12 protein-coding genes are annotated in these 13,222 nt (G+C 68.2%); 4 read left to right on the plus strand and 8 right to left on the minus strand.

Annotated features, from left to right (window positions below; genetic code table 11):
- The first annotated feature begins 193 nt into the window (after window positions 1-193).
- The 4 genes from ACWPXE_RS26145 to ACWPXE_RS26160 all read left to right on the plus strand — a co-directional run bounded on the left by ACWPXE_RS26145 (window position 194) and on the right by ACWPXE_RS26160 (window position 2,590).
- A complete protein-coding gene (locus tag ACWPXE_RS26145; RefSeq protein ID WP_454020182.1) occupies window positions 194-1,003 on the plus strand; it encodes a hypothetical protein in 810 nt (269 codons plus the stop codon).
- Between the two features lie 71 nt (window positions 1,004-1,074).
- Entirely contained in the window at window positions 1,075-1,863 is a 789-nt protein-coding gene (locus tag ACWPXE_RS26150; protein WP_454020183.1) for a HesA/MoeB/ThiF family protein, read from the plus strand.
- 26 nt (window positions 1,864-1,889) lie between these two features.
- A complete protein-coding gene (locus ACWPXE_RS26155) occupies window positions 1,890-2,327 on the plus strand; it encodes a DsrE family protein (RefSeq protein ID WP_454020184.1) in 438 nt (145 codons plus the stop codon).
- 5 nt (window positions 2,328-2,332) lie between these two features.
- A complete protein-coding gene (locus ACWPXE_RS26160; protein WP_454020185.1) occupies window positions 2,333-2,590 on the plus strand; it encodes a hypothetical protein in 258 nt (85 codons plus the stop codon).
- A gap of 197 nt (window positions 2,591-2,787) precedes the next feature.
- On the opposite strand, the gene phoB is transcribed toward ACWPXE_RS26160, so the two are convergent.
- The 8 genes from phoB to ACWPXE_RS26200 all read right to left on the minus strand — a co-directional run bounded on the left by phoB (window position 2,788) and on the right by ACWPXE_RS26200 (window position 13,134).
- Window positions 2,788-3,492: a phosphate regulon transcriptional regulator PhoB gene (phoB, locus tag ACWPXE_RS26165; protein WP_137103701.1), complete on the minus strand. Its 705-nt coding sequence runs from the start codon at window positions 3,490-3,492 to the stop codon at window positions 2,788-2,790.
- Window positions 3,493-3,523: 31 nt separating this feature from the next.
- A complete protein-coding gene (gene phoU, locus ACWPXE_RS26170) occupies window positions 3,524-4,324 on the minus strand; it encodes a phosphate signaling complex protein PhoU (RefSeq protein WP_454020186.1) in 801 nt (266 codons plus the stop codon).
- Window positions 4,325-4,383: 59 nt separating this feature from the next.
- Complete coding sequence (pstB, locus tag ACWPXE_RS26175) at window positions 4,384-5,169, minus strand: phosphate ABC transporter ATP-binding protein PstB (protein WP_172428312.1); 786 nt, start codon at window positions 5,167-5,169, stop codon at window positions 4,384-4,386.
- 37 nt (window positions 5,170-5,206) lie between these two features.
- Window positions 5,207-6,505 carry a phosphate ABC transporter permease PstA gene (gene pstA / locus ACWPXE_RS26180; RefSeq protein ID WP_454020187.1) on the minus strand — a complete coding sequence of 433 codons (1,299 nt, stop codon included), beginning with the start codon at window positions 6,503-6,505 and terminating at the stop codon, window positions 5,207-5,209.
- On the minus strand, window positions 6,498-7,880 hold the full coding sequence (pstC, locus tag ACWPXE_RS26185; protein WP_237904665.1) for a phosphate ABC transporter permease subunit PstC: 1,383 nt from the start codon (window positions 7,878-7,880) through the stop codon (window positions 6,498-6,500). The genes pstA and pstC overlap by 8 nt, the downstream gene beginning before the upstream one ends.
- Before the next feature lie 92 nt (window positions 7,881-7,972).
- Complete coding sequence (locus ACWPXE_RS26190) at window positions 7,973-9,016, minus strand: PstS family phosphate ABC transporter substrate-binding protein (protein ID WP_237904664.1); 1,044 nt, start codon at window positions 9,014-9,016, stop codon at window positions 7,973-7,975.
- Between the two features lie 191 nt (window positions 9,017-9,207).
- Window positions 9,208-10,713 carry an ATP-binding protein gene (locus ACWPXE_RS26195; protein WP_454020188.1) on the minus strand — a complete coding sequence of 502 codons (1,506 nt, stop codon included), beginning with the start codon at window positions 10,711-10,713 and terminating at the stop codon, window positions 9,208-9,210.
- A 150-nt stretch (window positions 10,714-10,863) separates the two neighbouring features.
- Window positions 10,864-13,134 carry an NADP-dependent malic enzyme gene (locus ACWPXE_RS26200; protein ID WP_454020189.1) on the minus strand — a complete coding sequence of 757 codons (2,271 nt, stop codon included), beginning with the start codon at window positions 13,132-13,134 and terminating at the stop codon, window positions 10,864-10,866.
- Window positions 13,135-13,222 lie beyond the last annotated feature (88 nt).

Below are 13,222 nucleotides of genomic sequence, written 5' to 3' on the forward strand. Positions count from 1 at the left end.
TCCGTCCGGTCTTTGTGCCTGCCCCTGGTATCAGGCGGCGCTTTGACAAAAAGATTGGATTTTAGTAATCTAACCTGTCTGCGCCGGGAGTTTCGGCCGGCGCGGCTCCGCCTTTTCAGGCGACGGCCCGGCTTGCGCCACGGGCGCCCGACGATGCGGAGCTGACGGCACAGGACCAGCGGGGGAGGCCACCATGGGCGTCGCGATTCCGAATGCCTCGACGATGAACTGGTTCCAGTTCCGCGGCATCACCAACGAATTGGACTCCAACCTCGCATCCACCGACTACCGCCAGTTCACGGTGTCGAAGGCCGGCGAATTCAATTTCCGAATCGCCGACATCAACACCAACATCAAGATCGTCGACCAGAACAACAAGGTCGTCGCCGAGGCCAAGGCGAAGAACGAGGCGGCGGAGGCCAGCGCGAAGCTCGGCCCCGGCACCTACACGGCGGTCATCTCCCAGGCCGTCCGCGGCGTGAATGAACGCGAATACACGCTGGACATCACCGAACGCCAGAACATCATGATGGTGGGGACCGGCGCCCAGATGAAGGGCATCGCCCGCGCCGTCGTCGGCAAGGATCCAGGTGTCCAGAAGCACACGCTGACCGTCGCGCAGGGCGGCGAGTTCGTCGGCAACATGTCCCTTCCCTTGACGCGCTGGGCCCTCATGAGCAAGGAGGGCAAGGTCGTGGCCTCCGGCGACACGATGGACCCGGCCAAGTCGGGTGAGGACATGCTGAAGAAGCCCAGCTTCAAGATCGACCCCGGCCAGTACGAGTTGGTGATCGTCCCGCCGAAGAACGTGATCGGCGAAATCCCCTATCAGCTGAACTTCGTCCAGAAGGTCGCCAAGTCGCCCGAATCGACCGAGGAACGCCCGTTCGACAAGATCATGCGGGAGCGCGAGGCACGGCTGAAGCAGTGGGCGGCGGAGGACGCGAACAAGTCGTCCAGCACGTCGAAGACCACCCCCTACAAGATGAGCCTGCTCGCCTGACGCCGCCCGCCGCAGGAGCCCGAGCGAGGGGGCTTGCGCGGCATGGGGCGTTCCGCGCTATTCTGCGGATCATGGATTTCACCGACACCCAGCTTCACCGCTATTCCCGCCACATCATCCTGCCGGAGGTCGGCGGCATCGGGCAGGAGGCGCTGTTGCGCGCCCGCGTCCTGGTCGTCGGGGCCGGCGGGCTGGGCGCACCGTTGCTGCTCTACCTCGCCGCGGCGGGGGTGGGGACCATCGGCGTCATCGACGACGACACGGTGGACCTGTCCAACCTGCAACGGCAGGTGATCCACGACGAGTCGTCGCTCGGCGTTCCGAAGGTGGAGAGCGCCGCCGCCCGCATCCGCGCGCTCAATCCCGACGTGGCGGTGGAGGTGCACAAGACGCGCCTGACGAAGGACAACGCGCTGGACCTGATCGGCCGCTACGACATCGTGGCCGATGGGTCCGACAATTTCGCCACGCGCTTCCTGCTGAACGACGCCTGCTACTTCGCGAAGAAGACGCTGGTGTCGGCGGCGATCCTGCGCTTCGACGGGCAGGTGTCCACCTTCAAGGCGCATCTCGGCGATCCGCACCCCTGCTACCGCTGCCTGTTCCCGGAGCCGCCGCCGCGCGGTCTGGTGCCGTCCTGCTCCGAGGGCGGCGTGCTGGGAGCGCTGGCCGGCTTCGTCGGTTCGCTCCAGACGACCGAGGTGCTGAAGGAGATCATGGGCATCGGCGAGGGCCTGTCGGGCAGCCTGATGATGCTGGACACGCTGCACGCCTCCTTCCAGCGCATCACCGTGCGCCGCGACCCGGACTGCCCCTTGTGCGGCCCCCACCCGACCATCCACGACCTGTCCGCCCACTGAGCGGCGATTGGGAGAACCCTTTAGTCATGGAAGGTCCTGAGTCCCTGTCCATCGTCCTGTTCGCGGGCGGCTTCGACCGGGTTCACTACGCCCTGGTGATGGCCAGCGCGGCGGCGGCGACCAACCGCAAGGTCACGCTGTTCTTCACCGGCCGCGCCCTGAACACGCTGCTGGCCGAGGGTGCGGACGGCGCGCCGGGCTGGCACCGGCTGGACCCCGCCGACGACGGCAGCCGCCCGGCGGAGCGCGACGCCGCCTTCACCGCCAACGGACTGGCCGGCTTCGAGGAGTTGCTGGAGGCCTGCGTGATGCTGAAGGTCACGGTCATGGCCTGCGAAATGGGGCTGCGCGCGCTCGGCCTGCCTGCCGGTGTGCAGTTGCGCCTCGACGTGCCGGTGATGACCGGCGGCGTCGTCACCTTCCTGAACGACGCGCCGAAGACCGGCGCGATCCTGTTCGTGTGAGCGCGATGACCGACGACCACAGCCTGGTGATCGAACAGGCGAACCGCTTCGAGGCGATCGCCGCGGAGGGCTTCGAGGGCCGCCCCTACCGGGACGCGCTGGTCCATCTGGCGCAGCATGTGACGGCGCATCCCGATCTCGCACCGCGGGTGGCGCACGCCCTGCGCATGATGATCGGCTTCATCGAGGACAGCGACCCGGCAAAGCGCTTCGGCCCGAAGGTAGCGATTTTGCGGGAGGCGGTGGGGCTGCTGGAGGGGTGAGGGCAGCTCTTCGGATTCTCGGCGAACAACAAAATTCACACGGATTGCAGGGATTTAAGCACGGATGACACGGATTTTTCTTGGACTTGCTTCGTGCAAGCTGATCGATCCGACACGAGCTGCGCACGAGTATAAAAATCCGTGAAATCCGTGTCCAAATCCGTGAAAACCCTATTGCCCCCCAAAACTCCTGCCGCTCACACGGACTTGCTGTCCAGCGCGTAGCCCGCCGAGCGGACGGTGCGGATCAGGTCCATCTCCGTCTCCTCGTTCATCGCCTTGCGCAGGCGGCGGATGTGAACGTCGACGGTGCGCGGCTCGACATAGACGTCGTGGCCCCACACCACGTCGAGAAGCTGCTCGCGCGAGAAGACGCGGCCGGGATGCTGCATGAAATGGCGCAGCAGGCGGAACTCGGTCGGCCCCAGATGCACGTCGCGACCGTTCCGGCGCACTCGGTGGGCGGCCAGATCCATGGTCACGTCGGCGAACTGCAGCGTCTCGTCCGTCATGCCGGGGGCCGAGCGGCGCAGAACGGCGCGCATGCGGGCGACCAGTTCGGTCGGGGAGAAGGGCTTTGTGATGTAGTCGTCGGCGCCGGAGTTCAGGCCGCGCACGCGGTCCGCCTCCTCGCCACGGGCGGTCAGCATGATGATCGGGATATCGCGCATCTTGCTGTTGCGGCGCATCTGGCGGCAAACCTCCAGCCCCGACATCAGCGGCAGCATCCAGTCGAGCAGGACGATGTTCGGCGTCTGCTCCCCGGCCAGCAGAAGAGCTTCCTCGCCGTCGGTGGCGGCGTTCACGCGGAAGCCTTCCTTCTCCAGATTGTACTTCAGCAGCGTCACGATGTCGGCTTCGTCCTCGACGATGAGAACGAGCGGCTTCAGCGCCGAATTCATGCTTGTCCCGCTCCCACTGCGCGTCTCGCCGTCACGCGGCATGTCCCGCTCCATCGTTATCCGGGCCGCCGTCCCGCGGCAATCCCCGTTCCACCGCCTCCGTGGCCGCATCCATGACCGAACCACCCGGCTCGACCACGGCGAAGCTGCTGCCGTCGTTCTTCGGGCGCGCCGCGCGCAGCGTCGTCCCGACCACCAGATAATGGATGGTCTCGGCGATGTTGGTGGCGTGGTCGCCGATCCGCTCCAGGTTCTTCGCCATGAACAGCAGGTGCGTGCAGGGCGTGATGTTGCGCGGGTCCTCCATCATGTAGGTCAGGACCTCGCGGAACAGGCTGGTGTAGAGGTCGTCCAGCTCCTCGTCGCGCTCCCAGGCGGCGATGGCGCGCTGGACGTCGCGCTCGATGTAGGCGTCCAGCACGTCCTTCATGATCGACTCGACCAGCCGCCCCATGCGCGGGATGGCCGCCGCCGGGCGCACCACCGGCACCTGGGCCAGCGCCAGCGAGCGCTTGGCGATGTTGGAGGCGTAGTCGCCGATCCGCTCCAGATCCGACGCGATCTTCAGCGCCGACACGATCTCGCGCAGGTCCTGGGCCAGCGGCTGGCGCAGGGCGAGCAGCCGCACGGCCTCGGCGTCGATATCGCGCTCGTAGGCGTCGATGCGCTGGTCGGCCTGCATGACCTGGGCGGCCAGCGCGACGTCGCGGCGGGCCACCGCCTTCACGGCGGCGTCCACCTGCGCTTCGGCGACGCCGCCCATCTGGGTGATCAGGTTGGACAGGCGCTCAAGTTCGTGCGCGAAGGAACGCACGATGTGTTCGTTGCTCATGCTTCACGTCCTTCGCTGAGGGAGGAGTGGCGGCGCTGTTGGGGATCAGAGGCCGGGGATCAGCCGTAGCGGCCGGTGATGTAGCCCTGGGTGCGCTCGTCCCGCGGGTTGGTGAAGATTTCCTCGGTGTCGTCGCACTCCACCATGTCGCCCAGATGGAAGAAGGCGGTCTTCTGGGAGACGCGGGCCGCCTGCTGCATGTTGTGGGTGACGATGACGATCGTGTAGTTCTCGCGCAGCTCGTCGATCAACTCCTCGATGTGGGCCGTCGCGATGGGGTCGAGCGCCGAGCAGGGCTCGTCCATCAGGATCACCTCGGGGCTGACGGCGATGGCGCGGGCGATGCACAGGCGCTGCTGCTGGCCGCCGGACAGGCCGGTGCCCGGCTCGCGCAGGCGGTCCTTCACCTCGTTCCACAGCCCGGCGCGCTTCAGCGAGGTCTGGACGATCTCGTCCATCTCGTCGCGGTGGCTGGCGATGCCGTGGATGCGCGGGCCGTAGGCGATGTTGTCGTAGATCGACTTCGGGAACGGGTTCGGCTTCTGGAAGACCATGCCGACGCGGGCGCGGAGCTGCACGGCGTCGATCGACTTGCCGTAGACGTCCTCGCCGTCGAGCGCGATCAGCCCCTCGACGCGGCAGTTCTCGATGGTGTCGTTCATGCGGTTCAGGCAGCGCAGGAACGTCGACTTGCCGCAGCCGGACGGGCCGATCAGCGCCATCACGCGGTTTTCCTGGATCTCCAGGTTGATGCCCTTGAGCGCCTGTTTGGCCCCGTAGAACACCTTGACGTCGCGGGCGACCATCTTGGTGCCGTGGATGCCGGCGGCGGGACGCGAAGCCATGGCCGTGGCCGGGATGTGGGTCTGGACGCTCATGGGGTTACCAACGCCTCTCGAATTTCTTGCGCAGGAAGACGGCCAAGCCGTTCATCAGGATGAGGAAGGCGAGCAGGATCAGGATCGCCGCGGAGGTGCGCTCCGTGAAGGCCCGCTCGGGGCTGTCCGCCCACATGTAGATCTGCACCGGGATGGCCGTGGCGCTGTCGGTCAGGCCGCCGGGGATGTCCACGATGAAGGCCACCATGCCGATCATCAGCAGCGGCGCCGTCTCGCCCAGCGCGCGGGCCATGCCGATGATGGTGCCGGTCAGGATGCCCGGCAGGGCCAGCGGCAGGACATGGTGCGTCACCGTCTGCAGCGGCGAGGCGCCGACGCCCAGCGCCGCCTCGCGGATCGACGGCGGCACCGCCTTCAGCGCGACGCGCGAGGCGATGATGATGACCGGCAGGGTCATCAGCGCCATCACCAGGCCGCCGACCAGCGGGGCGGAGCGCGGCAGCCCGAAGAAGCCGAGGAACACCGCCAGACCGAGCAGGCCGAAGATGATCGAGGGCACCGCGGCGAGGTTGTTGATGTTCACCTCGATCAGGTCGGTCCAGCGGTTCTTCGGCGCGAACTCCTCCAGATAGACCGCGGCGGCGATGCCGATCGGCACCGACAGCAGCATGGTCACCACCAGCGTCAGGGCGGAGCCGACGACGGCCCCCAGGATGCCCGCCTGTTCCGGTTCGCGGCTGTCGCCGGCGGTGAACAGGGTGGTGTTGAAGGTGCTGCGGATCGACCCGTTGGCGACCAGCGCGTCGATGGCCCCGATCTTGACGTCGTTCAGCCGGCGCTCGCTCTCCGGCACGTCGCGCCGGATGAAGCCCTTCATGAACTGGTCGATCTCGTCGTCGGCGCGGACCCAGACCGTCTGCGTGGTGCCGACGATGGAGGGGTTGGCGTTGACCATCGCCTCCAGCTCGTACGGCGCGCCGGAGGACAGCAGGTCGTTCAGCGAGCGGCGGGTGGCGCGGTCGGTGGCCGCGGGGACCTGGGCGTAGAGCGCCTGCCGGACGATGGCGGTGTAGTTCCGCTCCTCGACCTGCTGCTTGTCCAGGGTCACCTCAAGCCGGATCTGCGCCTGCCAGAAGGCGGTGTAGCCCTTGCTGACGATGGAGCCGAGCAGAACCACCAGCATCAGAGACGCGATCCCGACGGCGAGCATCCCGGCGATCCGGAACCGGCGCTCCGCGGCGTAGCGGCGGCGCAGGCGGGCGGAGAACTCCTCGCTCTGGTAGCGCGACTTGGTGACGGCGACCGACATGGCCCGCGTATCCTGTTCCACGAGGTCAGTCATATTTCTCTCGATACTTCTGGACCACCCGGAGGGCGACCATGTTGAGGGTGAGGGTCACGACGAACAGGACGAGGCCCAGCCCGAAGGCCGACAGCGTCTTGGGGCTGTCGAACTCCTGGTCGCCGACCAGCAGCGTGGCGATCTGCGTCGTCACCGTGGTCACGGCGTCCAGCGGGTTGGCGGTCAGGTTGGCGGTGAGGCCGGCGGCCATGGTGACGATCATCGTCTCGCCGATGGCGCGGCTGACCGCCAGCATGACGGCGGCGACGATGCCCGGCAGGGCGGCGGGCAGCACGACCAGCCGGATCGTCTCCGACTTGGTGGCGCCCAGCCCGTAGGAGCCGTCGCGCAAGCTCTGCGGCACCGCGTTGATGACGTCGTCCGACAGCGAGCTGACGAAGGGGATGATCATCACGCCCATCACGAAGCCGGCGGCCAGCGCCGATTCCGAGCTGACGCTCAGCCCCAGGCTGTTGCCCACGTCGCGGACGAAGGGCGCCATGGTCAGGGCGGCAAAGAAGCCGTAGACCACGGTCGGGATGCCGGCCAGCACCTCCAGGATCGGCTTCAGCCAGGTGCGCAGGCCCGGGCTGGCGTATTCCGACATGAAGATGGCCGCCATCAGCCCGACCGGAACCGCCACCGCCATGGCGATGCCGGTGATCAGCAGCGTACCGGCGAACAGCGGGATCGCGCCGAAGGAGCCGCTGGAGCCCACCTGGTCGGCGCGCATGGCCATCTGCGGGCTCCAGTGCGTGCCGAACAGGAACTCCAGGGGATTGACCACCGCGAAGAAGCGGATCGCCTCGAACAGAAGCGACAGCACGATGCCGATGGTGGTCAGGATGGCGACCAGCGAGCAGATAACCAGCGCGATGTTGACCGTGCGTTCCACCCGGTTGCGGGCGCGCAGGTCGGGGTCGATCCGGCCGCGGGCGTAGAGCAGGCCGCCGATGGCGACGCAGCAGCCGATGACCAGCAGGCTCCAGTCGCCGAGCGCGTGCAGCCGCAGATAGCGCTCCGCCGCGGCGACGACCTCCGGATCGGGCTCGCGGCCCGTGGCGACGCCGTGGGCGAGGTTCAGGATGTCGGCGCGCAGCAGGCCGAGCGACTGGGCGTCGCCGTTGACCAGCCGGTCCGGCAGGCCGGACAGGACCATCTGCATGACCAGCCAGCCTTCGGACGCCCCCCAGAAGGCGAAGAGCAGCAGGGCCGGAAGCCCCGCCCAGAGGGCGACGTAGAAGCCGTGGTAGGACGGCACCGAATGAAGCTCGACGATGCGGCCGCCGACGGAGGCGACGGCACGCGACCGGCCCATCTGGTAACCGATCACTGTGAGCAGGGCCAGAATGATGAGCAGTACCGTGAGCTGCATGCGAAACCGCCGGAAATGGGCTGAAAACGGGCTCCTGGCACAAACGGGAAACCGGCGGCCCTCCGAGGAGAGCCGCCGGTTCCGTCAGCCGGTCAGAGCTGGAGCGGGGTCAGGTTGGTCGCCGAGGTGCGGGCGGCGTCGCGCTCCGCCTTCGGCAGGGAGATCAGACCCTTGTCGGACAGGTAGCCGTCCTCGCCCATCGCGCGCTCCGAGGTGAACTCGGCGACCAGCTCGCGGATGCCGGGGATGACGCCGGCGTGGGCGTTCTTGATGTAGATGAACAGCGGGCGCGACAGCTCGTACTTGCCGGCCTGGACCGCTTCCGGCGACAGATCGACGCCGTCCATCTTGGCGGTCTGCAGCTTGTCGCGGTTCTGGTCGTAGAAGCTGTAGCCGAACACGCCGAAGGCGTCGGGGTTGGCGGTCAGCTTCTGGACGATCAGGTTGTCGTTCTCGCCGGCCTCGACGTAGCCGCCGTCCTCGCGGATGGTCATGCAAGCCTTTTCACGGGCCTTCTCGTCGGCGACGATGGTCTTGACCTCGGCGACCTTCTTGCAGCCTTCGAGCATCACCAGCTCGTTGAAGCTGTCGCGGGTGCCGGACGTCGGGGGCGGGCCGAGGACCTCGATCTCCTTGTTCGGGAGCTTCGGGTCGATGTCCGACCACTTCTTGTAGGGGTTGGCGACCATCTTGCCGTCGACCGGCACGTCCTTGGCCAGGGCCTTCCACAGGATCTGGGTGGTCAGGTCGGTGTGCGGGGCCTGCTTGGAGTAGGCGAGCGCGATGCCGTCGTAGCCGATCTTCAGCTCGGTGATCTGGGCGACGCCGTTGGCGGCGCACTGCTCGACCTCGGACTTCTTGATGCGGCGCGAGGCGTTGGCGACGTCCGGGTGCTGCGGGCCGACGCCCGCGCAGAACAGCTTCAGGCCGCCACCGGTGCCGGTCGACTCGACGACCGGGGTCTTGAACTTGCCGCCCTTGCCGAAGGCCTCGGCAACCGCCGTGGTGAACGGGAACACGGTCGAGGAGCCGACGGCGCGGATCTGGTCGCGCGACTGGGCGTTCGCAGCACCCGCGAAGGCGGCGGTCATGGCGACGACCGCGGCGGCGGTGACGGCGAGCTTCTTGGAATTCACGGTATCCCTCCGATGGTCCGGTTGCCCCTTTTCCGGGGAACGCGATGGTTCAACCCCGTGCCGCTTCCCCCAGGGACGGGCGGCTTGCGGGGCGGACACTAGTCGGGGTCCGCGACGCGCTGATTACGGTTTTATGACAGTTTCATGACGACGCCCACTTTCGGTCACGCCGGACGGGGTAGACGCAACCTCTACGCTTGGCGCCGCACCGGCTCCGCGGCGCAGCCCTCACCCGACTCCTCCGACGCGGCGGGCAGATAGACCGTGAAGGTGCTGCCCACCCCGACCGCGCTTTCGATGGTCAGGCGGCCGCGGTGGCGGTTCACGATGTGCTTGACGATGGCCAGCCCCAGCCCGGTGCCGCCCATGGCCCGCGACCGCGCGGCGTCGACGCGGTAGAAGCGTTCGGTCAGGCGCGGCAGGTGGGTGCGGGCGATGCCCTCACCCTGGTCGCGTACGGCGACGGCGACCATTTGCATCCCCCGCCCGCCGCGGCCCGCCGGGCCGGACACCCCGACCGCCACACCGTCGGCGAGCGACACGGCGACGGTCACGTCGGTGTTCTCGCGCGTGTATTTGATCGCATTGCTGACGAGGTTCTGGAAGACCTGGGTGAGCTGGTCCTCGTCGCCGACCACCGCGGGCAGGCCGTCCGGCGCCTCCAACGTCAGGCGGATGCGGCGGCTGGCCGCCTTCAGCTCCAGCGCCGCCATCACCCCGTCCAGCCGGTCCAGCACGTCGACCTTGCCGGCGGGCGGCATGTGCTCGTCCAGCTCGATCCGCGACAGCGACAGCAGGTCGTTGACGAGGCGGGCCATGCGGCTGGCCTGGTCCTGCATGATCGACAGGAAGCGCTCGTGCGCTTCCAGATCCTCGCGGGCGGGGCCGCGCAGCGTCTCGATGAAGCCGAGCAGGGAGGACAGCGGCGTGCGCAGCTCGTGGCTGGCGTTGGCGATGAAGTCGGCGCGCATCTGCTCCGACCGGCGCAGCGCGGTGATGTCGTGCAGCGTCAGGATGACCATCCGCCCCGGCACGGTTCCGGCGGGCACCCCGTCATCGCCGGGGGCCGGGCGGGGGACGCGCCGCTGGAAGGGCTTGACCCGCACCTCGAACATGCGCTCCACCGGCACCGGCAGGCTGAATTCCAGGATGCGCGAGGCGCCGCCCTTCAGCACCGCGTCCACCGCCTCCAGCACCGCCGGGTTGCGTAGCGAGGCGGCGAGGTCGCGGTCGAGGATGCGGTCGCCGAACAGGGCGCGCGCGGCCTGGTTGGCCCGCGCCACCTGCCGCTCCGCCCCGACCAGGACCAGCGGGTCGTGCAACGCCTCGATGATCGACTCGTTGGCTTCGAGTTGGGCCAGCGCCAGTTCGGTGCGGGCGTTCATGACCCGGTGCAGCCGCACCGCCGCCGCCGCCGCCGCCCGCACCGGGCGGGAGGCGGTGACGGGCAAGGACGGGACCGCCTCCGTCGGGCCGGCGGCGAGCTGTGCCGCGTGGGCGGCCACCGTCCGCAGGTCGCGGAAATACAGCTGGATCATCAGCGCCACCCCGCCGACCCCGGCCAGCCCGCCCAGGATCGCTACCGCCGGTCCGATCATCCCCTGCCGCCACAGTCCCCACAGGGCCGGCAGCAGCGGCGCCAGCGCCAGCGCGGCGGCAAGGATCAACCGGAGGGGCGGCATCGGCTTGGGAGTCATGATCGGCGCTTTCCGTGCGTCGGACGGTTGTCGGGACGGAACTCCGCTTTTACACTATCCCGCAAGCCGGTGAGCGGGCGTCACAAAAGATTAACGCGCGGGCCGGGGTCATCGCCCGGCCCGCGCGTCGTCCAAAAAACGCCCTCCCGCTTACCAGGGCAGCGAGTCGTGGGCCGCCAGCGCCGCCGCGGTGACCAGATCGTTGACCGAGGCGCCCATGGTGACGATCTGCGCCGGCTTGTCCAAGCCGATCAGCAGCGGGCCGATCATCTGGCCGCCGGCCATCTTGTTGAGCAGCTTCGCCGTGATGTTGGCCGAATGCAGGCCGGGCATGATCAGCACGTTGGCCGGGCCGGACAGCCGGCAGAAGGGGTAGACCCGCTTCATCAGCTGGTAGTCCAGCGCCACGTCCGCCGACATCTCCCCGTCATACTCGAAATCGACGCGGCGGCTGTCGAGGATGGAGATGGCCTCGCGCAGCGGGTCGGTGTGGGGGTGCGGGTGCTGGCCGAAGTTGGAGAAGGACAGCAGCGCCACCCGCGGCTCGTGCCCCATCTGGCGCGCCTTGGCCGCGGCGCCGATGGCGATGTCGGCCAGCGTCTGGCCGTTGGGGCGGACATGCACCGTGGTGTCGGCGATCAGCACCGTGCGGTTGCGCGTCAGGAAGACGTGCAGGCCGAAGACCGGCTCGTTCGCCTTGGCGTCGATGACCCGGCGGATCTCCTCGAAGGCCACGCCGAAGGTGCGGGTCAGGCCGGTGACCATGGCGTGGGCGTCGCCCTGCGCCACCATCAGTGCGGCGAAGACGTTGCGGTCCTGGTTCACCATGCGCTGGCAGTCGCGCAGCAGGGCGCCCTTGCGCTGCATCCGGCGGTACAGATAGTCGCTGTAGCGGCGGTTGGCGTCGGAGACTCGGGCGTTGTGGATCTCCAGCGAGACGCCGGACTGGCCCATCGCCGCCAGTTGCTCCTTGATGACCGCCTCGCGCCCGATCAGCACCGGCGTGCCGAAGCCGGCGGCGCGGTAGGCGAGCGCGGCGCGGATCGTCCGCTCCTCCTCGCCCTCGGCGAAGACGACGCGGCGCGGGTTGGCCTTCACCTTCTCCAGGATGAGCTGGAGGCTGTCCGCCGTGGGGTCGAGCCGGGTGCGCAGCGAATTCCGGTAGCCCGCCAGATCGACGATGGGCTTGCGCGCCACGCCGGTTTCCATGGCGGCCTGGGCCACCGCGGCGGGCACCGTCACGATCAGCCGCGGGTCGAAGGGCACCGGGATGATGTATTCCGGCCCGTAGCGCAGGCGGCGGCCCGAATAGGCGGCGTCCACCTCGTCCGGCACGTCCTCGCGCGCCAGGGCGGCCAGCGCCTTGGCGGCGGCGACCTTCATCGCCTCGTTGATGGTGGTCGCCCGCACGTCGAGCGCGCCGCGGAACAGGTAGGGGAAGCCCAGGACGTTGTTAACCTGGTTCGGATAGTCGGAGCGGCCCGTCGCCACAATGGCATCGGAGCGGACGGCCTTCACCTCCTCCGGGGTGATTTCCGGATCGGGGTTGGCCAGCGCGAAGATGATCGGCTTGGCCGCCATCGACTTGACCATCTCCGGCGTCATCGCGCCCTTGGCCGACAGGCCGACGAAGACGTCCGAACCGGCCACCGCCTCCTGGAGCGTGCGCTTGTCCGTCTCCACCGCGAAGGACGACTTCCACTGGTTCATGCCGTCGGTGCGGCCCCGGTAGACGACGCCCTTGGTGTCGCACAGGATGATGTTCTCGCGCGGCACGCCCATGGTGGTGAACAGCTCGGCGCAGGCGATGCCCGCCGCCCCGGCGCCGTTGACCACCATCGTCACGTCCTTGAGGTTCCGCCCGGTGATGTCGCAGGCGTTGATCAGGCCGGCGGCGGCGATGATGGCGGTGCCGTGCTGGTCGTCGTGGAAGACGGGGATGTCCAGCAGTTCGCGCAGGCGCTCCTCGATGATGAAGCAGTCCGGCGCCTTGATGTCCTCCAGGTTGATGCCGCCGAAGCTCGGCCCGAGGAAGCGGACGCAGTTGACGAACTCGTCGACGTTCTTCGTCTCGACCTCCAGATCGATGCCGTCCACGTCGGCGAAGCGCTTGAAGAGCACCGCCTTGCCTTCCATCACCGGCTTGGAGGCGAGCGCGCCGAGGTCGCCCAGGCCCAGCACCGCCGTGCCGTTGGAGATGACGGCGACGATGTTGCCCTTGGCCGTGTAGTCGTAGGCCGTGCTGGGGTCCTCGGCGATGCGCAGGCAGGGAACGGCCACGCCCGGCGAATAGGCCAGCGACAGGTCGCGCTGGGTCGTCAGCGGCTTGGTGGGCGCGATCTCCAGCTTGCCCGGACGTCCGGAGGAGTGCAGCAGAAGGGCTTCTTCGTCGGTGACGCGCTTGGTATCGGGTTCGGTCATCGGGGTTCGGTTCCTGAGCGTGGGCTGTTGCAGCCGTTCTTCTTTGGGCCGGCCGTCGTTGTTGTTTTCGGTTCCGGCCGGTCGGGCG

This window comes from Azospirillum sp. Marseille-Q6669 (assembly GCF_965111635.1).